Source organism: Pseudomonas corrugata, assembly GCF_050920615.1.
Lineage (GTDB): Bacteria > Pseudomonadota > Gammaproteobacteria > Pseudomonadales > Pseudomonadaceae > Aquipseudomonas > Aquipseudomonas corrugata.
Window position 1 is genome coordinate 1482140 of the sequence record NZ_CP130434.1, and the last position, 26993, is coordinate 1509132.

Here is a 26993-nt window from a genome sequence, read left to right on the forward strand (position 1 = left end):
CAGCGTCGTGACAGGTGCTGCGGCGAGGGCGCAAGCTCCCCCGCCACAGTGGATCGTATGTTCGTTGGCTTCAGGCAACCCGATTCAAATCGTTATGGCGGGTTTCCTTCAGGCACAGCACCGCGATCACGCTGAGTACAGCGGCAGCCGATACGTAGCCGCCGACATAGCTCAAGCCGCCCATGGCCACCAGTTTCTGGGCAAAGAACGGGGCGGCCGAGGCGCCGACGATGCCGCCCAGGTTATAGGCGGCCGACGCGCCTGTATAACGTACGTGGGTTGGAAAGAGCTCCGGCAGCAAGGCACCCATGGGGGCGAAGGTCACGCCCATCAGGAACAATTCGATGCACAGGAACAGCGCCACGCCTGAGCTCGAGCCTTGGGTCAGCAATGGCTCCATGAGAAAGCCCGAGGCAATTGCCAGTACGCCACCGGTGACCAGCACCGGCTTGCGTCCGAAGCGGTCGCTGGCCCAGGCTGACAACGGTGTGGCGGCGGCCATGAACAGCACGGCAAAACACAACAGGGCAAGGAAGGTCTCGCGGCTGTAGCCGAGGGTGGCGACGCCGTAGCTCAGGGAGAACACCGTGGAGATGTAGAACAACGCATAACACACCACCATCGCCGCTGCGCCCAGCAATGTAGGCGCCCAATACTGGCTGAACAGCTCGACCAGCGGCACTTTCACTCGCTCCTGACGGGCCACGGCATTGGCGAAGACCGGGGTTTCATGGAGTTTGAGCCGCACGTAGAGGCCGATGATCACCAGCACGGCGCTGAGCAGGAACGGAATCCGCCACCCCCAGGAGCGGAACTGCTCGTCGTCCAGGCTCATCGCCAGGGTCAGGAACAGCCCGTTGGCCGCCAGGAAGCCAATGGATGGGCCCAGTTGGGGGAACATGCCGAACCAGGCACGCTTGCCCTTGGGGGCGTTCTCGGTGGCGAGCAGCGCGGCGCCACCCCATTCACCGCCCAGCCCCAGCCCCTGACCGAAACGCAGCAGGCACAGCAGGAACGGTGCCCAGGCGCCAATGCTGGCATACCCGGGCAGTACGCCGATGAGGGTGGTGCAGATGCCCATCAGCAGCAGCGAGGCCACCAGCGTGGACTTGCGGCCGATCCGGTCGCCAAAATGGCCGAACAGCGCCGAACCCAGCGGACGGGCGAGAAAGGCAATGCCGAATGTCAGGAAGGACGACAGCATCTGTGCCGTGCCTGACGTCTGTGGAAAGAACACCGGCCCGATCACCAGGGCCGCAGCCGTGGCGTAGACGTAGAAGTCATAGAACTCGATGGCGGTACCGATGAAGCTCGCGGTTGCCACGCGGGTGGTGGAGTTCGTCGGCTGGGCAAGCGCGGCGTCGTTGCAGGTCGTGGAGGTCATGCAGTTATCCCTGACAGTCATGTGCTCCGTTGGAGCGAATTATTATGGTTGAAGACGACTATTTTGCTGCTCCGTGCTGGTGCAAGGGCACTATGGGATCGAACTGTGGGAGCAAGGCTTGCCCGCGATGAACGATAACGCGGTTCTAACTGTTGCACTGCGGCGGGGCCTTCGCGGGCAAGCCTTGCTCCTACAGGGTGTTGCGTACGCTAGGAAGCTGTCGGCACCGAACTGTTATGCCACGCCAGCACCTGGCTGACGCGGTTGTCCACGGTCTCGATGATTTCCAGGCGATAACGGCCGATTTTCAGACAGACCGGGCTTTCGGGAATGGTTTCCAGCGCTTCGGTCACCAATCCGTTGAGGGTCTTGGGCCCGTCGCAGGGCAGGTGCCAGCCAAGGGTCTTGTTCAGTTCACGGATCGACGCCGCGCCATCGATCATCAGGCGCCCGTCAGGCTGCGGATGGACGTGAGGGTTGTCGAGGCTGTGTTCGCTTTCGAATTCGCCGACGATTTCTTCGAGGATGTCTTCCAGGGTGACGATACCCAGCACTTCGCCGTATTCGTCCACCACCATGCCCAGGCGCCGTTGCTGCTTGTGGAAATTCAGCAGTTGCAGTTGCAGCGGTGTACTTTCGGGCACGAAGTAAGGTTCATGGCAGGCGGCCAGCAGCGCCTCCTGGGTCAGGCTCGCGTCCGCCAGCAGATGGCGGATCTGGCGGGTATTGAGCACCGCTTCGACCTGGTTGATATCGCTGTGGAACACTGGCAGCCGGGTCCGGCGATTCAGGAGCAGCTGTTCGATGATATCCCCGATGGGGTCATCGAGGTTGATGCCGTCGACCTCGCTGCGGGGTACCAGGATGTCGTTGACGGTGATGTTGTCGAGGGCGTGGATGCCGGAAACCGGATGTGGCCGCCCGGTGCTCTGTTCATGCTCATGCTCGACGCGCGCGGGTGCGGGCATTTCGTCGTCGCTTTGCTGGACGGCACTGGTCTTGCGGATAAAGGGTCGCAGCAGCAACTCGCTCAGGCCATTCAACAGCCAGGCGAGGGGATAAAGCAGTTTCAGTGGTACGCCAAGCAGGGTATTGCCCAGCGTCAGGATCGCGTCAGGGTAACGGCTGGCCAGGGTGCGCGGCAGGTAGTCGGCGAACACCAGCAGCGCGGCGCTGATGGCGAGCCAGGCGATCCACGGGCCGTTTTCCAGCCAGGTGAAGATCGCCAGCAAGGTGCCGATCACCAGCGCCAGGGCGCGACACAGGGTGTTGCACAGAATCAGGCTGGTCAGGGGGAAGTCCAGCTTCGCCAGCGGCTTGTCGCCGGCGCGTGAAGCCTTGCGCTGGGCCAGCAGGTGGTGCCGGGCGGCTTCGATGGCGGTAAACAGGGCCGCCCAGAGAATCAGCAAGACCAGTACAGCGAGCAGCGGCCCCGCGGGCAACCTATCCATCAGCGCCGTCCGTCAGATATGCAGGATGTATTCACGGACCAGTTTGCTGCCGAAGTACGCCAGCATCAGCAGGCAGAAACCGGCCAGGGTCCAGCGAATGGCTTTATGACCGCGCCAGCCAAGACGGTTGCGGCCCCACAGCAACACGCTGAACACTACCCATGCCAGGCAGGCCAGCAGGGTTTTGTGCACCAGATGCTGGGCGAACAGGTTCTCGACGAACAGCCAGCCGGAGATCAGTGACATCGACAGCAGGGCCCATCCGGCCCAGAGGAAGCCGAACAGCAGGCTTTCCATGGTCTGCAGTGGAGGGAAGTTGCGGATCAGTCCGGACGGGTGCTTGTTCTTGAGTTGGTGGTCTTGCACCAGCAGTAGCAAGGCCTGGAACACCGCGATGGTGAACAGGCCATAGGCGAGCACCGACAGCAGGATGTGGGCGAGGATACCCGGTTCTTCGTCGATGACCTGCACCGTGCCCGATGGCGCGAACTGCGACAGCAGCACCGTTGCCAGCCCCAGGGGGAAGAGCAGCACCAGCAGGTTTTCCACCGGGATACGCGAGCAGGCCAGCAGCGTCAGGGCGATCACTGCGACGGCGATCAGGCTGGCAGCGTTGAAAAAGTCCAGGCCCAGGCCGATCGGTGTCATCAGGTGGGTAAAAAGGCTGGCCGCGTGGCCAAGCACCGCCAGCACGCCGAGCGTGACCAGCAGGCGTTTGTTCGCCTTGGCACCGGTGGCCAGGCGGGTGCCTTGATAGAGGGTCGCAGCGGCATAAAGGCAAGCGGCGGCGAGGGAGGCAAGCAAGCTGGGTGACAAGGGGAGCATAAATCCTGTTAGGCAAGCCCGAAAGACGCTGAGTTTGGCATAGAACCCATCCTGCACGAAAGACCGCCGCGAGGTGTACGCGGCACGCTTCTTCGCTATAATCCGCGACCTGCCCACGCCGCAGGCTCGCCGAGCACATTTTTCACGGTCTGGGCCGCCATTATCCCGGCCTCATACGGGCCTGAAAGGATCGCGCATGTTTGAAAACCTAACCGACCGTCTCTCGCAGACGCTGCGCCATGTCACTGGCAAGGCGAAGCTGACCGAGGACAACATCAAAGACACCCTGCGCGAAGTGCGCATGGCGTTGCTCGAAGCCGACGTCGCCCTGCCGGTGGTCAAGGACTTCGTCAATTCGGTCAAGGAACGCGCCGTCGGCACCGAAGTGTCGCGCAGCCTGACGCCGGGCCAGGCGTTCGTGAAGATCGTCCAGGCCGAACTCGAAAGCCTGATGGGCGCCGCCAACGAAGACCTGAACCTGAGCGCCGTACCGCCAGCCGTGGTGCTGATGGCCGGTCTGCAGGGCGCGGGCAAGACCACCACTGCCGGCAAGCTGGCGCGCCTGCTCAAGGAGCGCAAGAAGAAGTCGGTCATGGTGGTGTCCGCGGACGTCTACCGTCCGGCGGCGATCAAACAGCTGGAAACCCTGGCCAACGACATCGGCGTGACATTCTTCCCGTCCGACCTGAGCCAGAAGCCGGTGGACATCGCCCAGGCGGCCATCAAGGAAGCGAAGCTCAAGTTCATCGACGTGGTCATCGTCGACACCGCCGGTCGCCTGCACATCGATGAAGAGATGATGGGTGAGATCAAGGCGCTGCATGCCGCGGTCAACCCGGTGGAAACCCTGTTCGTGGTCGATGCCATGACCGGTCAGGACGCGGCCAATACCGCCAAGGCGTTCGGCGATGCGCTGCCATTGACCGGCGTGATCCTGACCAAGGTCGACGGTGACGCCCGTGGCGGTGCCGCGCTGTCGGTACGGGCCATCACCGGCAAGCCGATCAAGTTCATCGGTATGGGCGAGAAGAGCGAAGCGCTCGAGCCGTTCCACCCTGAGCGCATCGCGTCGCGCATCCTGGGCATGGGTGACGTGCTCAGCCTGATCGAGCAGGCCGAGCAGACCCTCGACAAGGAAAAAGCCGACAAGCTTGCGAAGAAGCTGAAGAAGGGCAAGGGCTTCGATCTCGAAGACTTCCGCGATCAGTTGCAACAGATGAAAAACATGGGCGGCCTCGGCGGGCTCATGGACAAGCTGCCGAACATCGGCGGCGTGAACCTGGCGCAGATGGGTAACGCCCAAGGCGCGGCTGAAAAGCAGTTCAAGCAGATGGAAGCCATCATCAACTCCATGACCCCGGCCGAACGCCGTGACCCTGACCTGATCAGTGGTTCGCGCAAGCGCCGCATCGCCATGGGTTCCGGCACTCAGGTGCAGGACATTGGTCGCTTGATCAAGCAGCACAAGCAGATGCAGAAGATGATGAAGAAGTTCTCCACCAAGGGTGGGATGGCCAAGATGATGCGCGGCATGGGCGGAATGCTGCCCGGTGGCGGCATGCCCAAGATGTAAGAATCCAGGCACCGGCAGTCATGCCGGTGCAGCCCACGGGGACGTGGGATCTCCAGCCAACCCGTCTTCCGCGGGCGCTGATCGTCGCAGATCTGAATGGCAGGCCGGCACTCGCCGGAAAAAGTCATTTGCAAAAGTCTGGATATTCCTTAGAATGTGCGGCCTTTCGGGCACCCATGCCCGCTGTGCATTTAGATTTGCAGCACCGACTACAGGAACGATGTTCACATGCTAACAATCCGTCTTGCCCTTGGCGGCTCCAAAAAGCGCCCGTTTTACCACCTGACCGTAACCGACAGCCGCAACCCGCGTGACGGTTCCCACAAAGAGCAGGTTGGTTTCTTCAACCCTATCGCCCGTGGTCAGGAAGTTCGTCTGTCCGTGAACCAAGAGCGCGTTGCCTACTGGCTGAGCGTTGGTGCACAACCTTCTGAGCGCGTTGCTCAGTTGTTGAAGGAATCGGCTAAGGCTGCGGCCTGAGCAATATGAACGCGACGCCAAAAGATGCTGATGATCTGATCGTTGTCGGCAAAATCTATTCAGTACATGGCGTTCGCGGCGAAGTGAAGGTTTATTCCTTTACTGATCCGATCAAGAACCTGTTGGACTACAAAGCCTGGACGCTCAAGCGCGAAGGCAGCGTGAAACAGGTTGAGCTGGTCAGCGGACGCGGGAACGACAAGTTCCTGGTCGCAAAGCTCAAGGGTCTCGATGATCGTGAAGAAGCGCGTCTTCTGGCCGGTTATGAGATCTGCGTGCCGCGCAACCTGTTCCCTGAACTGACCGACGGCGAGTACTACTGGTACCAGCTGGTGGGTCTGAAGGTCATCGACCACCTCGGGCAATTGCTCGGGAAAATCGATCACCTGCTCGAGACCGGTTCGAACGATGTCATGGTGGTAAAGCCTTGCGTCGGCAGCCTGGATGATCGCGAACGCCTGTTGCCCTATACCGGGCAGTGCGTGTTGGCCGTTGACCTGGAGGCAGGCGAGATGAAGGTGGAATGGGATGCGGATTTCTGAACGTGGCCAATTTGCGCGTTGAAGTCATCACATTGTTTCCCGAGATGTTTTCCGCCATCAGCGAGTACGGCATAACCAGCCGCGCGGTGAAACAGGAGCTGTTGCAGCTGACCTGTTGGAATCCGCGGGACTACACCACGGATCGGCATCACACTGTGGACGATCGCCCGTTTGGCGGTGGTCCGGGCATGGTGATGAAGATCAAGCCCCTGGAAGATGCACTGGTTCAGGCCAGAGCGGCAGCCGGGGAGGGTGCGAAGGTGATCTACCTGTCGCCCCAAGGCCGTCAGCTGACTCAGTCGGCGGTACGCGAACTGGCGAATTCGGATGCATTGATCCTGATTGCCGGTCGTTATGAAGGCATTGACGAGCGTTTTATTGAAACTCATGTCGATGAAGAGTGGTCGGTTGGCGACTATGTACTGTCTGGCGGCGAGCTGCCGGCGATGGTCCTGATCGATGCGGTTACACGACTGCTGCCTGGAGCTTTAGGGCATGCAGATTCCGCTGAGGAAGATTCCTTTACGGATGGTCTGCTGGATTGCCCGCACTACACCCGACCGGAGGTGTATGCGGATCAGCGTGTTCCCGACGTGTTGCTAAGTGGCAACCACGCGCACATCCGGCGTTGGCGTTTACAGCAGTCCCTTGGTCGGACCTGGGAACGACGCGCCGATCTTCTGGAAAGCCGCTCGCTTTCTGGAGAAGAGAAGAAGCTGCTCGAGGAATACATCCGCGAGCGGGACGATAGTTAACAACGTATCGATGGTAAGTCCGAGACTTGCCTTAGGAGCACAGCATGACTAACAAAATCATCCTTGCACTCGAAGCAGAGCAGATGACCAAAGAAATCCCTACCTTTGCCCCGGGCGACACCATTGTCGTTCAGGTGAAAGTGAAGGAAGGTGACCGTTCTCGTCTGCAAGCGTTCGAAGGCGTCGTTATCGCCAAGCGTAACCGTGGCGTGAACAGTGCTTTCACCGTTCGTAAAATCTCCAACGGTGTTGGCGTAGAGCGTACTTTCCAGACCTACAGCCCGCAAATCGACAGCATGGCTGTGAAGCGTCGCGGTGACGTGCGTAAAGCCAAGCTGTACTACCTGCGTGACCTGTCCGGTAAAGCAGCTCGCATCAAGGAAAAACTGGCCTGAGTCCAGCTTCCGATGCAAAAAAAGCAGCCTGAGGGCTGCTTTTTTGTTGCCTGCGATTTGCTCTTTGAGCACCCTGCATACTTTCTCTATTGCACGGATGCAGCGTTCATACGCATCCACCAAGAGTGTTTATGCCAGCCATCGATCATCCGTTGATAGACCAGTTTCTCGACGCCCTGTGGCTGGAGAAAGGGCTTTCCGACAATACCCGTGACGCCTACCGCAGCGACCTGGCACTGTTCAACGGCTGGTTGCAGGAGAAAAACCTGGAACTGGCCAATGCCGGACGTGAGCTGATCCTCGATCACTTGGCGTGGCGCCTGGAACAGAACTACAAGCCGCGCTCGACCGCGCGATTTCTCTCCGGCGTGCGTGGGTTCTATCGTTACTTGCTGCGGGAAAAACTGATCGCGGTGGATCCGACCTTGCGGGTGGAGATGCCACAGTTGGGGCGCCCGCTGCCCAAATCCCTGTCCGAAGCCGATGTGGAGGCGCTATTGGCGGCACCGGACCTCAGCGAAGCCATCGGCCAGCGCGATCGGGCCATGCTGGAGGTCCTGTACGCCTGCGGCCTGCGCGTCACCGAGTTGATCAGCCTGACACTGGAGCAGGTGAACCTGCGCCAGGGTGTCTTGCGGGTGATGGGCAAGGGCAGCAAGGAGCGTCTGGTGCCAATGGGCGAGGAAGCCATCGTCTGGGTCGAGCGCTACCTGCGGGACGGTCGCCATGAACTGCTGGGAGGACGCCCCAGCGACGTATTGTTCCCGAGTCGTAACGGCGATCAGATGACCCGCCAGACGTTCTGGCACCGTATCAAGCATCAGGCCAAGGTCGCCGGGATCGGCAAATCCCTCTCGCCCCACACCTTACGTCATGCCTTCGCCACGCACCTGCTCAACCATGGAGCCGACCTGCGGGTGGTGCAGATGCTGTTGGGCCACAGCGACCTGTCCACCACCCAGATCTACACCCATGTCGCCCGGGCGCGCTTGCAGGATCTGCATGCCAAGCATCATCCACGCGGCTGAGGGAGAGATGCACCGCCCCACAGCGCTATGGGGTCTCCACCGCTTCGATGGTCCGCCGAGATCCGCTGTGGGAGCAAGGCTTGCCCGCGATGGCCGCGCCGCGATGCATCGGATGAGCAGCGTTATCGTTCATCGCGGGCAAGCCTTGCTCCCACAAGCCCGCTCCCACAAAAAATGCACCGCCAATGTCTTGCGTCAGCGGCATTCGGCCCCGCCAGCCTTATGTGGTAGGCTTGACCGGTTTGCACAGTGGGCGGCCGGAACCGGATCTGCGGGTTGGCGTTTCTCGTCCCATTTGTTTGCCTCAGGAGTTCCCATGCGTTTGATCCAGATGTTCACCGCCGCTGCCATTGCGTTGGCCAGCACCTTTGCCATTGCCGACGACGCGGCGGACAAGGCTATTCGCAAGAGCCTGGAAAACCTTCAGCTCGAAGTACCGATCGAAGCCATTTCTGCCAGCCCGATGGCCGGCCTGTATGAAGTCAAGCTCAAAGGCAGCCGCGTGCTCTACGCCAGCGCCGACGGTCAGTACATCGTCCAGGGCAACCTGTTCGAGCTCAAGGACGGTAAGCCGGTCAACCTCACCGAGCTGACCGAGCGCCAGGGCGTTTCCAAGCTGATCAACGGTATTCCGGTTGCCGAAACCGTGGTCTACCCGGCTGTGGGTGAAACCAAATCCCACATCACGGTGTTCACCGACACTACGTGCCCGTACTGCCACAAGCTGCACGCCGAAGTGCCGGAGCTGAACAAGCGAGGCATCGAAGTGCGCTACGTCGCGTTTCCACGCCAGGGCCTGGGCTCGCCGGGCGACGAGCAGTTGCAGGCCGTGTGGTGCTCCAAGGACAAGAAAGCAGCCATGGACAAGATGGTCGATGGCAAGGAGATCAAGGCCGCCAAGTGCGAGAACCCGGTCTCCAAGCAGTTTGCCCTGGGGCAGTCAATAGGCGTGAACGGTACGCCGGCAATTGTTTTGGCAGATGGTCAGGTAATTCCGGGCTACCAGCCGGCGCCGCAAGTCGCCAAACTGGCCCTCGGCGCGAAATAATCATGGGCAATATGCTGATGAAGAGCATGGCTCGGCGAAAACCTTCGCCGGGCCGTTAAACGCAGAGCCGCGTTGCTGCGCGGCTGTATTTCACGGCCGACCTTGCGTCGGCCGTTTCATGGGGAGTCAAGAGTGAATCCGGTCAAAGTAGGCATCTGTGGGTTAGGTACCGTCGGTGGCGGCACCTTCAACGTACTTCAGCGTAACGCCGAGGAGATTGCCCGCCGTGCCGGGCGTGGAATCGAAGTGGCACAAATTGCCATGCGTACGCCAAAGCCTCAGTTCCAGACGACCGGTATTTCGATTACCAACGATGTATTCGCCGTGGCGGCCAACCCTGAGGTCGATATCGTCATCGAGCTGATGGGCGGCTATACCGTGGCCCGTGAGCTGGTGCTCAAGGCCATCGAGAACGGCAAGCACGTGGTCACCGCCAACAAGGCGCTGATCGCCGTGCACGGTAACGAAATTTTCGCCAAGGCCCGTGAAAAGGGCGTGATCGTGGCGTTCGAAGCCGCCGTGGCTGGTGGTATCCCGGTGATCAAGGCCATCCGTGAAGGCCTGTCGGCCAACCGCATCAATTGGGTCGCCGGTATCATCAACGGCACTGGTAACTTCATCCTCACCGAAATGCGCGAGAAGGGCCGGACCTTCGAGGACGTGCTCTGCGAAGCCCAGGCCCTGGGTTACGCCGAGGCCGATCCGACGTTTGACGTGGAAGGCATCGATGCAGCGCACAAGCTGACGATCCTGGCGTCCATCGCCTTTGGTATCCCGCTGCAGTTCGACAAGGCCTACACCGAAGGCATCACCAAGCTGACCACTGCTGATGTGAACTACGCCGAAGCCTTGGGCTACCGCATCAAACACCTGGGGGTTGCCCGCAGCACCGCCAGCGGCATCGAGCTGCGCGTGCATCCGACCCTGATCCCGGCCGACCGCCTGATAGCCAACGTCAACGGTGTGATGAACGCCGTCATGGTCAACGGTGACGCCTCTGGATCGACCCTGTTCTACGGCGCCGGCGCTGGCATGGAACCGACCGCTTCATCGGTCGTGGCCGACCTGGTGGACGTGGTGCGTGCCATGACGTCGGATCCGGAGAACCGTGTGCCGCACCTGGCGTTTCAGCCGGACTCGCTGTCGGCGCATCCGATTCTTCCGATCGAAGCGTGCGAAAGTGCTTACTACTTGCGCATCCAGGCCAAGGACCATCCGGGCGTACTGGCCCAGGTGGCGAGCATCCTGTCGGAGCGCGGCATCAACATCGAGTCGATCATGCAGAAGGAAGTCGAGGAACACGACGGCCTGGTGCCGATGATTCTGCTGACCCACCGCGTGGTCGAGCAGCGTATCAACGACGCGATTGCAGCGCTGGAAGCGCTCCAGGACGTGGTAGGCCCTGTGGTCCGTATCCGCGTTGAACATCTGAATTAATTCAGCTGCAAGCGGCAAGTCACAAGCTACAGGTTGAAAGCGGATCGGCTTCTACTTGTAGCTTGCAGCTTGACGCTCGAAGCTCAAACCAAAGGTTTGCCCCCATGCGCTATATCAGCACCCGCGGCCAGGCACCGGCCCTGAATTTCGAAGATGTCCTGCTGGCCGGCCTGGCCACGGACGGCGGCCTCTATGTGCCGGAAAACCTGCCGCGTTTCACCCAGGAAGAAATCGCCTCCTGGGCCGGCCTGCCGTATCACGAGCTGGCCTTCCGCGTCATGCGTCCGTTCGTCACCGGCAGTATCCCGGACGCCGACTTCAAAAAGATCCTGGAAGAGACCTATGGCGTCTTTTCCCACAACGCCATTGCCCCGCTGCGTCAGCTCAACGGTAACGAGTGGGTAATGGAGCTGTTCCACGGCCCGACCCTGGCATTCAAGGATTTCGCTCTGCAATTGCTCGGTCGTCTGCTGGACTACGTGCTGCACAAGCGTGGCGAGCGCGTGGTCATTGTCGGTGCTACTTCCGGCGACACCGGTTCGGCCGCCATCGAAGGCTGCAAGCACTGCGAGAACGTCGACATCTTCATCCTGCATCCGCACAACCGTGTCTCGGAAGTGCAGCGCCGGCAGATGACGACGATCTTCGGCGATAACATCCACAACATCGCCATTGAAGGCAACTTCGATGACTGCCAGGAAATGGTCAAGGCCAGTTTCGCCGACCAGGGCTTCCTCAAGGGCACGCGGCTGGTGGCAGTGAACTCGATCAACTGGGCGCGGATCATGGCCCAGATCGTTTATTACTTCCACGCGGCCCTGCAGTTGGGCGGTCCGGCACGTTCGGTGTCGTTCTCGGTGCCTACCGGCAACTTCGGTGACATCTTCGCCGGCTACCTGGCGCGCAACATGGGCCTGCCGATCAATCAACTGATCGTCGCCACCAACCGCAACGACATCCTGCACCGCTTCATGAGCGGCAACCAGTACGTCAAGGAAACCCTGCACGCCACGCTGTCGCCCTCCATGGACATCATGGTGTCGTCGAACTTCGAGCGCCTGCTGTTCGACCTGCATGGTCGCAACGGCGCGGCGATTGCCGGGCTGATGGACAGTTTCCGCCAGGGTGGCGGTTTCAGTGTCGAGGCCGAGCGCTGGACCGAAGCCCGCAAGCTGTTCGACTCCTTGGCGGTGGACGACGCGCAAACCTGCGAAACCATTGCCGAGGTGTTCGAGCAGAGCGGCGAGTTACTTGACCCGCACACTGCCATCGGCGTGAGGGCTGCCCGTGAGTGCCGCCGCAGCCTGGACATCCCCATGGTGATTCTGGGAACCGCTCACCCGGTCAAGTTCCCGGAAGCGGTGGAGAAAGCTGGTGTAGGAAAAGCGCTTGAACTACCTGCACATCTTTCGGATTTGTTTGAGCGAGAAGAGCGCTGCACGGTGCTGCCTAATGACCTCAAAGCCGTACAGGCCTTTGTCAGTCAGCATGGCAACCGTGGCAAGCCTCTCTGATTGCTGAAACCTGTCACATTTTGAAGCCCGTCTCCTGACGGGCTTTCTTGTTTCTGCATGCCAAACTGATCGGGTTTTCGCCCCTTGGAGGGACGGGCGAGTCATCTCGAAGGAAATGCAGATGTTGTTTTTTATCAAATGCAAACCAGCGTTGAGCTGGATGGCAGGGCTGGCCCTGATCTGCTGGATGCAGTGGGGTGGCGCGGCACAGTTGGCAGCCTTTGACGCGCCGCCGTTCCAGTCTGGCGAGCGGCTGGTGCTGGACGCGCAGGAATTGCAGTGGATCGAGGAGCACCCCAGGGTCGTCGTGGCCTCGATGCAGTTTCCGTTGTACCTGTTCAAGAATGAACGTGGGCAGTGGAACGGACTGAACAACGACATTCTCCTGCGCATTGCACGGATGACGGGTCTCGAGTTCGTGCACCGGGAGTCGTTCTCCCCCGACCAGTTGCTGGCGATGCTGGAGCGGGGCGAGGCTGACATGACGACCACCATGGCGATGAACGATGAGCGTCGGGACTTCCTCAACTTCAGTCACGCATTTGGCGGTTCCGGCTGGGTATTCGTCGGTCGCGACGGAGAGCCGGCGCTCCATTCGCTGGAACAACTGAGGGGGAAGGTCCTGGCACTGCCGGCACGGCATGCATTGGAGACGGAGATCCGTCGTGACCACCCCACTGTCGAGCTGCGCACGGTCAAAACCTATGCAGAGGCGAGGGCGCTGGTGGAAAGTGGGGAGGCCCATGCCACCATCGAAAACGAAACCGGAGTGCATCTCTATCCTGCGGGACAGTTGAAGGTAGGAAAAACTCTTGATGGTAAGTGGGAGCCAGACTATCTGGCTGTACGTCAGGATCTACTGCCGCTGCTGAGTATCCTGAACAAGGCACTGGAAGTGTTTCCGGCCGAGGAAATGCGTGCCCTGCGTTCCAAGTGGATGGCGGGTGTCGTCCCCAGCAAGGCGCCGTCGCTTTGGCTGCGGGTGTCCCAATGGGGCTACTGGTGCGTCGTCGTGCTCGGGGTGTCCGGCCTTCTGTCGCTGCTGTGGAGCCGACGCCTGCAGATACAGATCGATCAGCGCCACAAGGCCGAAGCGGTCCTCAACGACCAATTGATGCTCCAGAAGGCCTTGATGGACGCCATTCCCGATCCGATTTTCATCCGTGATCTCGAAGGGCGTCTGCTCATGTGCAACAAGAGCTATGAGGAACAGTTCGCGACCCGTTTCGAAAAGCTGCGAGGGACACGCTTGACCGACTCCCCCGCGTTTCCGCCGACCACCGCCGAGTTGCTGCATGGAGAGATGATGGAGCAGCTGCGAACGGGTCAGTCCCGCTTCAGCGACCGCCAAGTGATGTTCAACAGTGGACTGCGGGATATCTACCATTGGTCGGTGCCGTTCTACGGCGCCGATGGGCGGTTGCGTGGTCTGCTGGGGGGCTGGAGCGATGTCGGGCGGCGATGGCGGCGTTCGCAAAGGATCCTGGCCTGATGCACGCGCACGATGAGAATGGCTTCCCGCAAAAGCTGTTTTTTCCCTGTCATATTGAACGCGCATCCTCAGTTGAACAGGCCGGTTCGGTGCGCTGACGAACTTTCTGCTGCGGCCGACGGTCACTTACTGTGCACATGCAGTTGTTTTCGGACTATTGAAGGGTGATCGAATGGAAAGTATCAGCCTATTGCTGGGTGAGGCTTTGAGCCCGTATCAGGTCACGCTGATTCCCTCCGGCGCCGGTGGCGAATGCCTGGTGACGCTGAAGAGTGCTTCTGGAGCCATCATGGTTGAGCGGGTGTTCAATCAGGCGCAGTTGACCGACAAGCGTCAACTGACGGACGTGGTCGATGGTCTGCATCGGGATGTACTGATCGCCGAGGGGCGTTTGGAGCCTTGTGTGATCGCGGCACTGCGTAATGTGGCTCGCGACAAGGTCATGACCGCAGCGAATTGAATGGCAGGTTGTGGGAACCTTCCTACCGTCCCGTGAGTCAGACTTTTTACCAACAAGATCAAGCATTGTGCTCCGGTGCTTGTCGCTTGTTGCACGGACCTCGAATGGTCACGTTTAACCCCGAGTCGTCTCCCCACTTCTCGGGGTTTCTTTTTGCCTGTCGTTTCGTTCCGTGTGGGAGCGCCTCAGCGAACCTTCCACGTCCAACTGCCAGGACACAAGGCGTTCCTGGCTGAAACGGTGCGGGCGTATTCAGGATTTGACACCTTTAAATCGCCCCCTCGGTGCGCAGGCGAGCGATTTGCTGCGCATCGTAGCCAAGCTCGCCGAGCACCTGGGCGTTGTGTTCCCCAAGCGTTGGCCCGACCCATTCGGCGCTGCCCGGCGTGTCGGAAAGTTTCGGTACGATGCCTGGCATCTTGAACGCCTTACCGTCCGGCAGCTTGGCTTGCAGGAACATTTCACGGGCCAGGAATTGTGGATCGCTGAACATGTCTTCGGCGCTGAAGATTCGGCTGGCCGGCACTTCGGCCCGGTTCAACTGTTCGATGACGGTATCGAGCGGCAATGAGTTGACCCAGCGATCGATGACGCCGTACAGCTCGTCGCGGCGGCTGTCTCGGCCGTCGTTGCTGGCCAGTTGCGGGTCATTGGCCAAATCGTCACGACCGATGACCTGCATGAAACGCTTGAAGATCGCGTCGCCGTTGGCGCCAATCTGCACGTGCTTGCCATCGGCGCTGGTGTGAATCGACGACGGCGTGATGCCGGGCATGATATTGCCGGTGCGCTCGCGGATGAAACCGAACACGTCGAATTCCGGCACCATGCTTTCCATCATGGCGAATATCGCCTCGTACAATGCCACGTCCACCACTTGTCCGCTGCCGCCGTTGACTTCGCGGTGACGCAGGGCCATCAATGCACCGATCACGCCCCACAGGGCGGCGATGGAGTCACCGATGGAAATCCCGGTGCGCACTGGCGGGCGGTCTTCGAATCCGGTGATGTAGCGCAGGCCGCCCATGGATTCGCCCACTGCGCCGAACCCGGGCTGATCCTTCATCGGCCCGGTCTGGCCGAACCCGGAGAGACGCACCATCACCAGCTTCGGGTTCAATGCGTGCAGCACCTCCCAGCCCAGGCCGAGCTTTTCCAGTACGCCGGGGCGAAAGTTTTCGATCAGGATGTCGGCTTCGCCAATCAGCTGTTTCAGGATCGCCAGCCCGTCGGGGTGTTTCAGGTTCAGGGTCAGGGATTTCTTGTTGCGCGCCTGGACGAACCACCACAGGGAGGTGCCTTCATACAACTTGCGCCACTTGCGCAGCGGGTCACCGCCGTCGGGCGATTCGACCTTGACCACTTCGGCACCGAATTCGGCACAGATCCGCGAGGCAAAAGGCCCGGCGATCAAGGTGCCGAGTTCGATGACTTTGACCCCGGCAAGGGGTTTGGCTGTGAGCGACATGAAAGATCCTGTAGGACAAAACGGAACGAATAGAGCGTTTTATCATAGGCCAGCGTCAGTCGCCGCAGGTTGATGGTCGGCAATTCGTGGATTTGCCGTTTCATCGGTTAGACTTGCCGCCTTTCCACGTATCAAGAAGCCCGTTCATGGCCCAGCCGTCCACGACCTACAAGTTTGAACTGAACCTCACCGACCTCGATCGCAATGTCTACGAGAATGTGAAGCAGACCATCGCCCGCCATCCTTCGGAAACCGAGGAGCGCATGACCGTGCGGCTGCTGGCCTACGCTCTCTGGTACAACGAACTGCTGTCGTTTGGTCGTGGTCTGTCAGATGTCGATGAACCTGCACTGTGGGAAAAAAGTCTGGATGACCGCGTGCTGCACTGGATCGAAGTCGGTCAGCCCGACGTTGATCGCCTGACCTGGTGCTCGCGCCGTACCGAGCGCACCAGCCTGCTGGCCTATGGCAGCCTGCGGGTCTGGGAAGGCAAGGTGATCCCGGCGGTGAAAGGCCTGAAGAACGTCAACATCGCCGCTGTGCCCCAGGATGTGCTGGAAACCCTGGCCCAGGACATGCCCCGCGTGATCAAGTGGGACATCATGATCAGCGAAGGGACAATGTTCGTGACCGACGACCGTGGCCAGCATGAAGTTCAACTGCAGTGGTTGCTGGGCGAGCGCGGTTGATTCCTGTGGGAGCGAGCCTGCTCGCGATAGCGGTGGATCATCTCGCAACTCAGAGACTGACACACCGCTATCGCGAGCAGGCTCGCGCCCACATGCAGCTCTTTTGCCGATAGTTTCAATGACCCATAGAAGAATGTCTGTAACCCCATGCGCATAGAACCCCGCCAGCTCCCCGCCACCCTGCCGTTCCTCGGTGACCTGCCGCCCCTGCTGACCCGCCTGTATGCGGCGCGTGGCGTGCAGTCCGAGGCCGAACTGGACAAGAGTCTGGCGCGCCTGATTCCCTACCAGCAGCTCAAGGGCATCGATGCGGCGGTGGATCTTCTGGTGGTGGCCCTGGAGCAGCGCCAACGGATCCTGATCGTTGGCGATTTCGATGCCGACGGGGCAACGGCCAGTACCGTGGGCCTGTTGGGGCTGCGGCTGCTGGGGGCGGCCCATGTCGACTATCTGGTGCCCAATCGCTTCGAATACGGCTACGGGCTGACCCCGGAAATCGTCGAAGTCGCCCTGACCCGCGAGCCGCAACTGTTGATCACGGTGGACAACGGCATTTCCAGCGTGGAAGGTGTGGCGGCGGCGAAAGCGGCGGGGCTCAAGGTACTGGTGACCGACCACCACTTGCCGGGCACCGAGTTGCCGGCGGCCGATGCCATCGTCAATCCGAACCAGCCGGGCTGTGAATTCCCGAGCAAGGCGCTGGCGGGGGTCGGGGTGATTTTCTATGTGCTGATGGCCCTGCGCGCGCGGTTGCGCAGCTTGGGTTGGTATGCCACCAAGCCTCAGCCGAACATCGGTGAACTGCTGGACCTGGTGGCTCTGGGCAGTGTGGCAGACGTGGTGCCCCTGGATGCCAACAACCGGATCCTCGTGCATCAGGGCCTGGAACGCATTCGTGCCGGGCGCGCGCGCCCTGGCATCAAAGCCATTCTGGAAGTGGCCAAGCGTGACCACTCACGCATTACCTCGACCGATCTCGGGTTCATCCTGGGGCCGCGTCTGAATGCGGCAGGACGCCTGGACGACATGAGCCTGGGCATCGAATGCCTGCTCACCGACGACGAGGCGCTGGCCCGGGAAATGGCCGCGCAGCTGGATGGCATGAACCAGGATCGCAAATCCATCGAGCAGGGCATGCAGCGTGAGGCGCTGGCCCAGCTCAAGGAGCTGCCGGTTGAATCGATGCCGTTCGGTCTGTGCCTGTTCGATCCGCAGTGGCACCAGGGTGTCATCGGCATCCTTGCCTCCCGAATGAAAGAACGTTACTTCCGTCCGACCATTGCCTTCGCCGATGCCGGAGACGGCATGCTCAAGGGGTCTGGTCGTTCGGTGCAGGGGTTTCATATTCGCGACGCCCTGAGTGTCGTGGCCGCGCAGCATCCTACCCTGATCACCAAGTACGGCGGTCATGCCATGGCGGCAGGGCTGTCATTGCCGGAGGCGAATTTCCCGTTGTTCGCCGAGGCTTTCGACGCGGAAGTGCGCAGGCAGTTGCGTGAAGAGGACCTGACCGGGCGCCTGTTGTCGGATGGCACCCTGGCGGTGGAAGAATTCCATCTGGAACTGGCCCGGGCCCTGCGCCATGCCGGCCCCTGGGGCCAGCATTTTCCGGAACCGATGTTCCACGGTGTGTTCCAGCTGGTCGAGCAGCGGGTGGTGGGCGAACGGCACCTGAAGGTGGTACTCAGGAGCGAGTGCGGTTCGGTGAAGCTCGATGGCATCGCCTTTGGCATCGACCGCGACGTCTGGCCGAACCCGACCGTGCGCTGGGTCGAGTTGGCCTACAAACTCGATCTCAACGAGTTTCGTGGCCAGGAAACGGTGCAGTTGATGATTGCCCATATCGAGCCGCGGTAGGCCCACAGATTTCCCAAGGCGATGATCCTCCTGTGGCGAGGGGATAAATCCCCTCGCCACAGGAGCTTGTTTTAAACGCGAAACCCTGCCTTATCCCAGGTTGTCGACTAGGCTCTAAACACTGGTTGATAGCCCTTGTGACGTCTTGTCCTTTTTCTTTGCCCGCGGGGGCGGGTGCTGCACCTTTTGTCACTCGTCGACTTTTCAAACAGAACCTGGAGCCTGCCCACTGATTCGAAGAGGTGCCCCATGAGTCTGCTGCTTGAACCCTATACCGTACGCCAATTGACCCTGCCCAACCGCATCGCGGTATCACCGATGTGCCAGTATTCGAGTGTCGATGGCCTGGCCAACGACTGGCATCTGGTGCACCTCGGCAGCCGTGCCGTGGGCGGTGCCGGCCTGGTATTCACCGAAGCCACCGCTGTCACCGCCGACGGCCGCATTACCGCCCAGGACCTGGGGTTGTGGAACGATGAACAGATCGAGCCGCTGCAACGCATCACCCGCTTCATCACCGCCCAGGGCTCTGTGCCGGGCATTCAATTGGCCCACGCCGGGCGCAAGGCCAGTACCTGGCGGCCCTGGTTGGGCAAGCATGGCAGCGTGAAGCCTGCGGATGGCGGCTGGGTGCCGGTCGGTCCCTCGCCGATTGCCTTCGACCCGCAGCACACGCAGCCGTCCCAACTGGACGAAGGACAGATCAATGGTGTCATCCAGGCGTTCGTGGAGGCCGCCAAACGGGCCTTGACGGCCGGTTTCAAGGTGGTCGAGGTCCACGCGGCCCATGGCTATCTGCTGCATCAGTTCCTGTCTCCGCTGAGCAATCAGCGGCGCGATCAATATGGTGGTTCGTTCGAAAACCGTATCCGGCTGGTGCTGCAGGTCACCGAAGCGGTCAGGGCCGTATGGCCTGAGGAGTTGCCGGTGTTCGTGCGTGTCTCGGCCACCGATTGGGTCGAGGATGGCTGGAATCCCGATGAAACCGTCGAGCTGGCGCGGCGATTCAGGGCGTTGGGGGTCGATCTGATCGATGTGTCATCGGGCGGTACCGCGGCGAATGCGGAGATCCCTACCGGTCCGGGTTACCAGACGCGTTTTGCCGAACGGGTGCGCAAGGAGTCGGAAATCGCCACCGGCACCGTCGGCATGATCACCGAGCCAGCCCAGGCCGAGCACATTCTGCGAACCTGCCAGGCCGACATCATTTTCCTGGCCCGCGAGTTGTTGCGCGATCCGTACTGGGCGCTGCATGCCGATGATGACCTGGGTGGGCGCAAGGCAGTCTGGCCGGCGCAGTATCAGCGTGCGACCCATCGGGACCAGCCGATTCATGAGTCGGATCTGCGGGACTGACTGTTTCTGCAAAAAACAAAGCCCCGGTCGTTCAGGCCGGGGCTTTTCTTTGGTTGAAATTTTCTCTGCTTGCACTGGCCTCATCGCGAGCAGGCTCGCTCCCACAAGGAATCCCTATGCAATGAGATCACTGTGTGGGAGCGAGCCTGCTCGCGATGGGGCCAGCCCGGACGACCAATAACTATCAGGGATACTTGCGCTTATCCGGCGTCGGCGGGAAGTACTGGTAAAGCCAGGTCTCGCTCAGGGTCCGGTCCTTGCTGCGAATGAACAGGCGCATCTCCACCGGGTCCACCCGGTCATCGGTCGGGTACCAGTCGAAGGTAATGCGATAGCCCTTGATCGCATCCACCACCAACACGTTGAAGTCCTTCACCTCGCCATGGGAGCAAGTCACCACCGGTTCGATACCGGTCCCAGGGGGCAACTGGTCGATACCGCCGCCACTGAAGTCCACGGCAAAGCGTCGCGCCCAGACGGTGGGGTAATGCTCGCCCGGTGCCCAGCCTTCGATGAACCCACCCATGCCTGAACGGCTCGCATGGACCTGTGCCAGCTCGGTGCTCACCGGTGGCAGGGCGCTCCAGTAGAGTTTGTAGCCGTAGTTCAGTGAATCACCGGCTGCAACCGGTTTTTTTGGCGACCAGAACGCGACGATGTTATCCAGGGTTTCGCCGGTGGTAGGAATTTCCAGCAGATCCACAGAGCCTTCGCCCCAGGCTGTTGTCGGCTCGACCCATAGGCTTGGACGCTTGCTGTACCAGTCCACGGTATCCTGGTAGCTCTCGAAGCTATGGTCGGTCTGCACCAGGCCGAAGCCTTTCGGGTTGTTGTCGGCAAAAGCGTTGAATTGCAGGGTGGCTGGATTGTTCAGCGGACGGCAGACCCATTCGCCATTGCCGCGCCACATGGCCAGTCGGTCGGAGTCGTGGATCTGCGGGTGAATGGTGTCGCACATGCGCCGTTCGACGGTGCCGCAACTGAACATGCTGGTCATCGGCGCAATGCCGAGTTGTTCGATGGCGGTCCGGGCGTTGATGTGGGCGTCGACTTCCATCACGACCCGGGTGGGCTGGCAATCGATGTCAAAACGATAAGCGCCGGTGGCGCTGGGGGAGTCGAGCAGTGCATAGACCACGAAACGGGTGCTGTTCTTGTCCGGGGTTTCGAACCAGAACTGAGTGAAGTCCGGAAACTCCTCGCGGTGTTTGGCATACGTATCGATTGCCAATCCACGGGCCGAGAGGCCGTACTGGCCGCTGGCGTCCACGGCGCGGAAATAACTGGCGCCCAGAAACGAAACGATGTCGTGCCGGTCCAGCTCCGGCGCCTTGAAGGCCCGGAACCCGGAGAACCCCAGGTCACCCGTCAGTTGCGCGGTGTTGACCGTGGTTTTCTCGTAGTTGAACAACTCCGGGCGGAAATGCACTTCACGGGCCAGGCGGGTCTTCGGATTGACACTGTGCATGCGCACCGGCTGCTTGAAACCCATGCCGACGTGGAAAAACTGTACGTCCAGTTGGCCATCCAGCTCATTCCACAGCGAATGGTTGGCGTCATACCGGATAGCGTTGAACTGCAGGGGCGACATCATCGCCAATGTTTCCGGCAAGACTTGCTTGGTATCGACGTAACGTTGCCCGGCCAGCCGCTTGGCCTGGTCTTTCAGGTTCTTGAAGTCGAAGGGGAGGGCTTCGCCGTCTGCCGTCCGATCGGCGGCCCAGGCCCGTGCCGCCATGAGGCCCGAAGCCGAAAGCCCGGTATAGGCGGCGAAAGCCATGGAGGCCTTGAGCAGGTTCCTGCGATGCATAAATACAACCTTTCTCGAAACAATCCCCAGCCGCTCCTGGCAACAGAGACTGATACAACTGATAAAGGAGTTCGGACATGCCTTTGGCCAAACGCGACGGAGGTGGCCTGTGTGGCTAACTCGAATACTCAAATTAACCGCACAAGCCACCAGAACAGATGCCTGAGAGCCGGATCGGTTCACCGAGGCGCAAAATCATAGGGGATACGTCGACGGCTGAGAAAAGGAAAGCGTGGCTTGGTTAAATTTCCTTACAGATATTTCTTTTTTCTCCGGGGTATCTGCATTTTTTTGACTAATTACTCTAAAACTGCCTCCTCGCTGTGTGAATCGCCCCTATTCTTTAGCTTGGCAAAGGGGTTCCGTCCGCGAGCCCGGCAGGCTCCGGGAATCAATTCGACGTACACAAGGACACCGTTCATGACGAAACTACAGGGCATTGCTGAAATGCTGGGGCTCTTCCCATGCCTGCACAACGTGCGCCGGACGCGGCGCCTTAGCCTGGAGGAACTGCGATTGGTGGAGCGCTACCGCGAGCTGTCGGAAAACGACCGGATCGCCATGCGTTACCTGGTGGATGCGATGAGGAGTGTTTCGCGGTTTTGAGCCGGTTGTCGTACTGGATCGGTCTGGGCAGAGTCACTGCTTATTCCATCGACCAGTCCCGGGGACGTTCTGTGCGCTGGCGCAATATGCGCAAGATCTGCAATTGACCTTGCACGACCCGGTAAGGTGCAACGAATGGGTAGCGTGTCAGCACCAGTTCTCGAACATCCGGAACGGCTGAAGGACGGCCGCAGCCGGGGAGACGCCAAACGACAAAACAGGCGAGACCATGGAGAGATACCCTTTGGGTGTATACGTTGTAGACAACCCCAGGGCCTGCCAGGATTTCCGTCAACCAGCGAGGGTGCACCGGTTGACGAAAACCTTAGCAAGACGAAGGCGGGGGGCCGTGCGCATGTGTTTCCAGATACTTATTGCATTTAATGCTTGAACATCACATGCCGCACCACCGTGTAGTCCTCCAGCCCATACATGGACATGTCCTTGCCATACCCGGAATGTTTCTGACCGCCGTGGGGCATTTCGCTGACGAGCATGAAGTGGGTATTCACCCAGGTGCAGCCGTATTGCAGGCGCGCCGACAGGCGATGGGCGCGGCCGACGTCGCGGGTCCATACCGATGAGGCCAGGCCATAGTCAGAATCGTTGGCCCAGTCCAGTACCTGCGCTTCATCGAGGAACGGGGTGACGGACACCACCGGGCCGAAGACCTCCCGGCGCACGATCTCATCGTCCTGCTGGGCATCGGCCAGTACCGTCGGTTCGAAGAAGAACCCGTTGCCGTCCACGGCTTTGCCACCGGTGATCAAACGGATATGTGGCTGGGCGATGGCGCGTTCGACGAGCCCGGCCACGCGGTCTCGATGCTGGGCGGTGATCAGCGGGCCCATCTCGGTGTCCGGTGCGGTCTGCAGGCCGTACTTGATGCTGCCCACCGCAGCGCCGAGTTTTTCGACGAACTGGTCGTAGATGCCTTGCTGGGCATAGATGCGGCAGGCCGCGGTGCAATCCTGGCCGGCATTGTAGAAACCGAAAGTGCGGATGCCTTCCACGGCGGCGTCGATGTCGGCGTCGTCGAAGATGATCACCGGGGCCTTGCCGCCCAGTTCCATATGCGTGCGTTTGACGCTGTCGGCGGTGCTGGAAATGATGTGCGAGCCGGTGGCGATGGAGCCGGTGAGCGACACCATGCGCACTTTCGGGTGAGTGATCAGCGGCTGGCCGACGGTCTGCCCACGACCGAACACCACGTTGAGTACCCCGGCCGGGAAAATGTCCGCTGCCAGTTCCGCCAGGCGCAACGCCGTCAGGGGCGTCTGTTCCGAGGGCTTGAGTACAACGGTATTACCCGCGGCCAGGGCCGGGGCGATTTTCCAGGCAACCATCATCAGCGGATAGTTCCAGGGTGCGATGGAGGCAATAACGCCCACCGGGTCGCGGCGGATCATCGAAGTATGCCCCGGCAGGTATTCGCCCCCCGCCGAGCCGTTCATGCAGCGACTGGCGCCGGCAAAGAAACGGAACACATCGGCAATGGCCGGGATCTCATCGTTCAGGGCGGCGCCCAGGGGTTTGCCACAGTTGTCCGACTCCAGCTTCGCCAGTTCTTCGCCATGGGCTTCAATGGCGTCGGCCAGTTTGAGCAGCAGCAGGGAGCGGTCCTTGGGCGGGATCTGCGACCAACTGTCGAAGGCATCAGCGGCAGCGCGCACGGCGGCATCGACCTGAGCTTCGCTGGCTTCGTTGATTTCCACCAGCACCCGACCCAGTGCCGGATTGAACACGGCCTGTCCGGGACCTTCGCCGTTCACCAGGCGACCGTTGATCAGCAGTTTGGTTTGCATGTCCATGTCCTCTCAAGTTGTTGTTTTTTGTGGGAGCGAGCCTGCTCGCGAAGGTGTTCCACCAGGCAACCCTTGCACTGACTGGAGCACCGCTTTCGCGAGCAGGCTCGCTCCCACAGGGGGGGCATCGCTGTTCATGCCTGAGTTATTTCCCCCCGCTCCCCGCCACGCTCTCACCCCCACGGGTCAGGTAGTAGGCGCCCAATATCGGCAGCATGGTGACGATCATCACCAGCATGGCGACGACGTTGGTCACCGGCACGTCGCGGGGGCGGCTGAGTTGGTTGAGCAGCCAGAGCGGCAGGGTACGTTCGTGGCCGGCAGTGAAGGTGGTGACAATGATTTCGTCGAACGACAGCGCGAACGCCAACATGCCGCCGGCCAGCAGTGCCGAGCCGAGATTGGGCAGGATGATGTAGCGGAAGGTCTGCCAGCCATCCGCCCCCAGGTCCATCGAGGCCTCGATCAGGCTGTGGGAGGTACGGCGCAACCGGGCGATGACGTTGTTGTAGACGATCACTACACAGAAAGTGGCGTGGCCGACGACGATGGTGAACATGCCCGGCTCGATTCCCAGGGTCTTGAACGTGGCCAGAAGTGCAATGCCGGTGATGATCCCCGGCAGGGCAATGGGCAGGATCAGCATCAGGGATATTCCCTGCTTGCCGAAGAAGTCGCGGCGGTACAGCGCCGCTGAGGCCAACGTGCCGAGTACCATGGCGATCAGGGTGGCGATGCTCGCGATCTGCAACGACAGCTTGATCGCCTCCAGTACATCAGGACGGGCGAAAGCCACGCTGAACCATTTCAGGGTCAAGCCCTTGGGCGGGAAGCTGAACGCGGCGTCCTCGGTATTGAAGGCATAGAGGAAGATGATCAGGATCGGGAAGTGCAGGAACACCAGTCCCCCCCAAGCCGCGATGCGCAAACCCCATGACGCCCGGGATGAAGAATCAGAGTGCATCGAAAGCCCCCAGGCGCTTGACGATAGACAGGTAAATGGCGATCAGCACGATGGGCACCAGCGTGAAGGCTGCGGCCATGGGCATGTTGCCGATGGCGCCTTGCTGGGCGTAGACCATGCTGCCGACGAAGTATCCCGGCGGGCCCACCAGCTGGGGCACGATGAAATCCCCCAGGGTCAGCGAGAACGTGAAGATCGAACCGGCGGCGATGCCCGGGACCGACAGCGGCAGGACCACTTGCATGAACGTCTGGCGTGGCTTGGCACCCAGGTCCGCCGAGGCTTGCAGCAGCGAGGGCGGCAGGCGCTCCAGGGACGCCTGGATCGGCAGGATCATGAACGGCAGCCAGATATAGACAAACACCAGGAAGCGTCCCAGGTGCGAAGTGGACAGCGTGCTGCCGCCGACGCCGGGGATTTCCAGCACGAACTGCAACACCGGCCCCAGGCCCAGGTGCTGAATGAACCACTGCGCCACGCCGCCTTTGGCCAGCAACAATGTCCAGGCATAGGCCTTGACGATGTAGCTGGCCCACATGGGTAGCATTACCGCGATGTAGAAAAACGCCTTGGTCTTGCCGCTGGTGTAGCGCGCCATGTAATAGGCGATGGGGAACGCGACGACGGCGCTGGCGATGGACACCGCGATGGCCATGGTCACGGTGCGCAGGATGATGTCGAAGTTCGAGGGTTGGAACAGTGCCGCGAAATTCGCCAGGGTCAGGTCCGGCGTGACCGCCATGGTGAAATCGTCGAAGGTGTAGAAGCCTTGCCACAGCAAGGTCAGCAGCGAGCCCAGGTAGATCGCGCCGAACCAGATCAGCGGCGGTACCAGCAGCATCGACAGGTACAGGTTGGGCCGTCGGTACAGCAGGTTGGAAAACCGTCGCAGCGAACCCGGTGCAGGTGTGCGGGGGAGAGCCAGTGTATTCATCTCAGGCCTCGCCGCCGACAGTGTCGTGCAGGGTAATCATCGCCTCGCGGGCCCAGCGGACCCTGAGCTGCTGGCCGGTCTGGTGCTGAGCGCTGCTGTCGGCCCACTGAGTGTTGGCCTGACTGAGGTTCAGGATCTGGCCGTTTTCCAGCTTCAGCTCGTAGCGAGTGGCGCTGCCCTGGTATTGAATGTCGTGAAGCAGCCCTTGGACTTCGATTTCATGGCCGCTCAACGGGCCCTCGGCGAAACGCACGTGTTCCGGGCGGATCGAAAACGGCTGTGGATAACCGCTCAGCTGTCGCGCCAGTTCGCCGCGAATCACGTTGGAGGTGCCGACAAATTCCGCGACGAAGGTGGTCGCCGGTTTCATGTACAGGTTGCGCGGTGTATCCACTTGTTCAATGCGGCCCATGTTGAATACCGCCACCCGGTCGGACATCGACAAGGCCTCGGTCTGGTCATGGGTAACGAAAATGAACGTGATGCCCAACTGGCGCTGCAGTTTCTTCAATTCGCCTTGCATCTGTTCGCGCAGCTTCAGGTCGAGGGCGCCAAGGGGTTCATCCAGCAGCAACACCCGCGGGCGATTGACCAGCGCACGGGCCAGGGCTACACGCTGACGCTGGCCGCCGGAGAGCTGCGCCGGTTTGCGTTCGCCATAGCCGCCCAGGGCTACCATCTCCAGCGCTTCGTCGGCACGCTTGATTCGCTCGGCCTTGGCGACGCCTTTGACTTTCAGGCCGTAGGCCACGTTGTCGCGTACGTTCATGTGGGGGAAGAGGGCGTAGTCCTGGAATACCGTATTGACGTCCCGTTGATAGGGTGGCAGCCCGGCGGCCTCCTCGCCATGAATGCGGATCGAACCGGCGCTCGGCTGTTCGAAACCGGCAATCAGCCGCAGACAGGTGGTCTTGCCCGACCCGGAGGGGCCCAGCATGGAAAAGAACTCGCCGTCCTCGATGTCGATGGAGACCCGGTCAACGGCCTTCACCTCGCCGAATTGACGGGAAACCTGGGTGAACTGGACTGCGAGTGTCATGGTGCGGTGCTCCATAAGCGCAACTGCTGCTGTTGAATCATTAATGATGACGGGCACCGAACCTGTGGCGCGGGGATAAAT

At 60.7% G+C, this 26993-nt stretch carries 24 protein-coding genes; 15 read left to right on the plus strand and 9 right to left on the minus strand.

Features of this window, described 5'->3' with window-relative positions; translation table 11 throughout:
* Positions 1 to 70: 70 nt before the first annotated feature.
* The 3 genes from QZH45_RS06585 to QZH45_RS06595 all read right to left on the minus strand — a co-directional run bounded on the left by QZH45_RS06585 (position 71) and on the right by QZH45_RS06595 (position 3660).
* Entirely contained in the window at positions 71 to 1384 is a 1314-nt protein-coding gene (locus QZH45_RS06585; protein ID WP_024778939.1) for an MFS transporter, read from the minus strand.
* 209 nt (positions 1385 to 1593) lie between these two features.
* Complete coding sequence (locus tag QZH45_RS06590; RefSeq protein ID WP_024778940.1) at positions 1594 to 2835, minus strand: CNNM domain-containing protein; 1242 nt, start codon at positions 2833 to 2835, stop codon at positions 1594 to 1596.
* Positions 2836 to 2847: 12 nt separating this feature from the next.
* The gene (locus QZH45_RS06595; RefSeq protein WP_024778941.1) at positions 2848 to 3660 is read right to left on the minus strand and encodes a cytochrome C assembly family protein; all 813 of its coding nucleotides are present in this window, start codon (positions 3658 to 3660) and stop codon (positions 2848 to 2850) included.
* Positions 3661 to 3856: 196 nt separating this feature from the next.
* Here QZH45_RS06595 and ffh point away from each other — a divergent pair, with 196 nt between their 5' ends.
* The 11 genes from ffh (at position 3857) to QZH45_RS06650 (ending at position 14384) form a co-directional block, all read left to right on the plus strand.
* Complete coding sequence (gene ffh, locus QZH45_RS06600) at positions 3857 to 5233, plus strand: signal recognition particle protein (protein ID WP_024778942.1); 1377 nt, start codon at positions 3857 to 3859, stop codon at positions 5231 to 5233.
* Positions 5234 to 5461: 228 nt separating this feature from the next.
* The gene (gene rpsP, locus QZH45_RS06605) at positions 5462 to 5713 is read left to right on the plus strand and encodes a 30S ribosomal protein S16 (RefSeq protein ID WP_007927680.1); all 252 of its coding nucleotides are present in this window, start codon (positions 5462 to 5464) and stop codon (positions 5711 to 5713) included.
* Positions 5714 to 5718: 5 nt separating this feature from the next.
* On the plus strand, positions 5719 to 6255 hold the full coding sequence (gene rimM, locus QZH45_RS06610) for a ribosome maturation factor RimM (protein WP_024778943.1): 537 nt from the start codon (positions 5719 to 5721) through the stop codon (positions 6253 to 6255).
* Positions 6237 to 7010, plus strand: a complete 774-nt coding sequence (gene trmD / locus QZH45_RS06615; protein ID WP_174549819.1) for a tRNA (guanosine(37)-N1)-methyltransferase TrmD — start codon at positions 6237 to 6239, stop codon at positions 7008 to 7010. Before rimM ends, trmD begins: the two co-directional genes overlap by 19 nt.
* Positions 7011 to 7054: 44 nt before the next feature.
* Positions 7055 to 7405, plus strand: a complete 351-nt coding sequence (rplS, locus tag QZH45_RS06620) for a 50S ribosomal protein L19 (protein ID WP_003175895.1) — start codon at positions 7055 to 7057, stop codon at positions 7403 to 7405.
* 131 nt (positions 7406 to 7536) lie between these two features.
* Positions 7537 to 8433: a site-specific tyrosine recombinase XerD gene (xerD, locus tag QZH45_RS06625; protein WP_024778945.1), complete on the plus strand. Its 897-nt coding sequence runs from the start codon at positions 7537 to 7539 to the stop codon at positions 8431 to 8433.
* Positions 8434 to 8749: 316 nt separating this feature from the next.
* Positions 8750 to 9481: a DsbC family protein gene (locus QZH45_RS06630; RefSeq protein ID WP_024778947.1), complete on the plus strand. Its 732-nt coding sequence runs from the start codon at positions 8750 to 8752 to the stop codon at positions 9479 to 9481.
* A gap of 132 nt (positions 9482 to 9613) precedes the next feature.
* Entirely contained in the window at positions 9614 to 10918 is a 1305-nt protein-coding gene (locus QZH45_RS06635; RefSeq protein WP_024778948.1) for a homoserine dehydrogenase, read from the plus strand.
* A gap of 104 nt (positions 10919 to 11022) precedes the next feature.
* Positions 11023 to 12432, plus strand: a complete 1410-nt coding sequence (gene thrC, locus QZH45_RS06640; RefSeq protein ID WP_024778949.1) for a threonine synthase — start codon at positions 11023 to 11025, stop codon at positions 12430 to 12432.
* A 121-nt stretch (positions 12433 to 12553) separates the two neighbouring features.
* Positions 12554 to 13924, plus strand: coding sequence for a transporter substrate-binding domain-containing protein (locus tag QZH45_RS06645; protein WP_024778950.1), 1371 nt, complete (start codon positions 12554 to 12556; stop codon positions 13922 to 13924).
* A 172-nt stretch (positions 13925 to 14096) separates the two neighbouring features.
* A complete protein-coding gene (locus QZH45_RS06650) occupies positions 14097 to 14384 on the plus strand; it encodes a DUF3509 domain-containing protein (RefSeq protein ID WP_024778951.1) in 288 nt (95 codons plus the stop codon).
* A gap of 268 nt (positions 14385 to 14652) precedes the next feature.
* On the opposite strand, the gene QZH45_RS06655 is transcribed toward QZH45_RS06650, so the two are convergent.
* Complete coding sequence (locus QZH45_RS06655) at positions 14653 to 15852, minus strand: CaiB/BaiF CoA transferase family protein (RefSeq protein WP_024778952.1); 1200 nt, start codon at positions 15850 to 15852, stop codon at positions 14653 to 14655.
* 146 nt (positions 15853 to 15998) lie between these two features.
* Between QZH45_RS06655 and QZH45_RS06660 the strand changes: the two genes are divergently transcribed.
* The 3 genes from QZH45_RS06660 to QZH45_RS06670 all read left to right on the plus strand — a co-directional run bounded on the left by QZH45_RS06660 (position 15999) and on the right by QZH45_RS06670 (position 19754).
* Positions 15999 to 16541 (plus strand): YaeQ family protein, encoded by a 543-nt coding sequence (locus tag QZH45_RS06660; RefSeq protein ID WP_055136035.1) that lies wholly within the window; start codon positions 15999 to 16001, stop codon positions 16539 to 16541.
* A 147-nt stretch (positions 16542 to 16688) separates the two neighbouring features.
* Positions 16689 to 18398 (plus strand): single-stranded-DNA-specific exonuclease RecJ, encoded by a 1710-nt coding sequence (gene recJ / locus QZH45_RS06665; protein WP_024778954.1) that lies wholly within the window; start codon positions 16689 to 16691, stop codon positions 18396 to 18398.
* Positions 18399 to 18647: 249 nt separating this feature from the next.
* The gene (locus QZH45_RS06670) at positions 18648 to 19754 is read left to right on the plus strand and encodes an NADH:flavin oxidoreductase/NADH oxidase (RefSeq protein WP_055135204.1); all 1107 of its coding nucleotides are present in this window, start codon (positions 18648 to 18650) and stop codon (positions 19752 to 19754) included.
* A 184-nt stretch (positions 19755 to 19938) separates the two neighbouring features.
* Here the strand turns inward: QZH45_RS06670 and QZH45_RS06675 are convergent, their stop codons facing one another.
* Positions 19939 to 21564, minus strand: coding sequence for a glucan biosynthesis protein D (locus QZH45_RS06675; protein ID WP_055135205.1), 1626 nt, complete (start codon positions 21562 to 21564; stop codon positions 19939 to 19941).
* A gap of 420 nt (positions 21565 to 21984) precedes the next feature.
* Between QZH45_RS06675 and QZH45_RS06680 the strand changes: the two genes are divergently transcribed.
* On the plus strand, positions 21985 to 22170 hold the full coding sequence (locus tag QZH45_RS06680; RefSeq protein WP_024778957.1) for a hypothetical protein: 186 nt from the start codon (positions 21985 to 21987) through the stop codon (positions 22168 to 22170).
* A 380-nt stretch (positions 22171 to 22550) separates the two neighbouring features.
* Here the strand turns inward: QZH45_RS06680 and QZH45_RS06685 are convergent, their stop codons facing one another.
* The 4 genes from QZH45_RS06685 to QZH45_RS06700 form a co-directional block, all read right to left on the minus strand.
* Positions 22551 to 23975: a gamma-aminobutyraldehyde dehydrogenase gene (locus QZH45_RS06685; RefSeq protein WP_024778958.1), complete on the minus strand. Its 1425-nt coding sequence runs from the start codon at positions 23973 to 23975 to the stop codon at positions 22551 to 22553.
* Between the two features lie 145 nt (positions 23976 to 24120).
* Entirely contained in the window at positions 24121 to 24939 is an 819-nt protein-coding gene (locus tag QZH45_RS06690; RefSeq protein WP_024778959.1) for an ABC transporter permease, read from the minus strand.
* Positions 24929 to 25873, minus strand: a complete 945-nt coding sequence (locus tag QZH45_RS06695) for an ABC transporter permease (protein ID WP_024778960.1) — start codon at positions 25871 to 25873, stop codon at positions 24929 to 24931. Before QZH45_RS06695 ends, QZH45_RS06690 begins: the two co-directional genes overlap by 11 nt.
* Position 25874: 1 nt before the next feature.
* Positions 25875 to 26912: an ABC transporter ATP-binding protein gene (locus QZH45_RS06700; protein WP_024778961.1), complete on the minus strand. Its 1038-nt coding sequence runs from the start codon at positions 26910 to 26912 to the stop codon at positions 25875 to 25877.
* Positions 26913 to 26993: the final 81 nt, after the last annotated feature.

Coding starts and splice junctions, on each gene's coding strand:
- trmD (WP_174549819.1), top strand. CDS start 6,237: ATGGGATGCGGATTTCTGAACGTGGCCAATTTGCGCGTTGAAGTCATC.
- QZH45_RS06690 (WP_024778959.1), bottom strand. CDS start 24,939: ATGCACTCTGATTCTTCATCCCGGGCGTCATGGGGTTTGCGCATCGCG.
- QZH45_RS06590 (WP_024778940.1), bottom strand. CDS start 2,835: ATGGATAGGTTGCCCGCGGGGCCGCTGCTCGCTGTACTGGTCTTGCTG.
- QZH45_RS06685 (WP_024778958.1), bottom strand. CDS start 23,975: ATGCAAACCAAACTGCTGATCAACGGTCGCCTGGTGAACGGCGAAGGT.
- rplS (WP_003175895.1), top strand. CDS start 7,055: ATGACTAACAAAATCATCCTTGCACTCGAAGCAGAGCAGATGACCAAA.
- QZH45_RS06655 (WP_024778952.1), bottom strand. CDS start 15,852: ATGTCGCTCACAGCCAAACCCCTTGCCGGGGTCAAAGTCATCGAACTC.
- QZH45_RS06645 (WP_024778950.1), top strand. CDS start 12,554: ATGTTGTTTTTTATCAAATGCAAACCAGCGTTGAGCTGGATGGCAGGG.
- recJ (WP_024778954.1), top strand. CDS start 16,689: ATGCGCATAGAACCCCGCCAGCTCCCCGCCACCCTGCCGTTCCTCGGT.
- QZH45_RS06680 (WP_024778957.1), top strand. CDS start 21,985: ATGACGAAACTACAGGGCATTGCTGAAATGCTGGGGCTCTTCCCATGC.
- QZH45_RS06630 (WP_024778947.1), top strand. CDS start 8,750: ATGCGTTTGATCCAGATGTTCACCGCCGCTGCCATTGCGTTGGCCAGC.
- QZH45_RS06595 (WP_024778941.1), bottom strand. CDS start 3,660: ATGCTCCCCTTGTCACCCAGCTTGCTTGCCTCCCTCGCCGCCGCTTGC.
- QZH45_RS06650 (WP_024778951.1), top strand. CDS start 14,097: ATGGAAAGTATCAGCCTATTGCTGGGTGAGGCTTTGAGCCCGTATCAG.
- rimM (WP_024778943.1), top strand. CDS start 5,719: ATGAACGCGACGCCAAAAGATGCTGATGATCTGATCGTTGTCGGCAAA.
- QZH45_RS06675 (WP_055135205.1), bottom strand. CDS start 21,564: ATGCATCGCAGGAACCTGCTCAAGGCCTCCATGGCTTTCGCCGCCTAT.
- thrC (WP_024778949.1), top strand. CDS start 11,023: ATGCGCTATATCAGCACCCGCGGCCAGGCACCGGCCCTGAATTTCGAA.
- QZH45_RS06670 (WP_055135204.1), top strand. CDS start 18,648: ATGAGTCTGCTGCTTGAACCCTATACCGTACGCCAATTGACCCTGCCC.
- QZH45_RS06660 (WP_055136035.1), top strand. CDS start 15,999: ATGGCCCAGCCGTCCACGACCTACAAGTTTGAACTGAACCTCACCGAC.
- QZH45_RS06700 (WP_024778961.1), bottom strand. CDS start 26,912: ATGACACTCGCAGTCCAGTTCACCCAGGTTTCCCGTCAATTCGGCGAG.
- ffh (WP_024778942.1), top strand. CDS start 3,857: ATGTTTGAAAACCTAACCGACCGTCTCTCGCAGACGCTGCGCCATGTC.
- xerD (WP_024778945.1), top strand. CDS start 7,537: ATGCCAGCCATCGATCATCCGTTGATAGACCAGTTTCTCGACGCCCTG.
- QZH45_RS06695 (WP_024778960.1), bottom strand. CDS start 25,873: ATGAATACACTGGCTCTCCCCCGCACACCTGCACCGGGTTCGCTGCGA.
- rpsP (WP_007927680.1), top strand. CDS start 5,462: ATGCTAACAATCCGTCTTGCCCTTGGCGGCTCCAAAAAGCGCCCGTTT.
- QZH45_RS06585 (WP_024778939.1), bottom strand. CDS start 1,384: ATGACCTCCACGACCTGCAACGACGCCGCGCTTGCCCAGCCGACGAAC.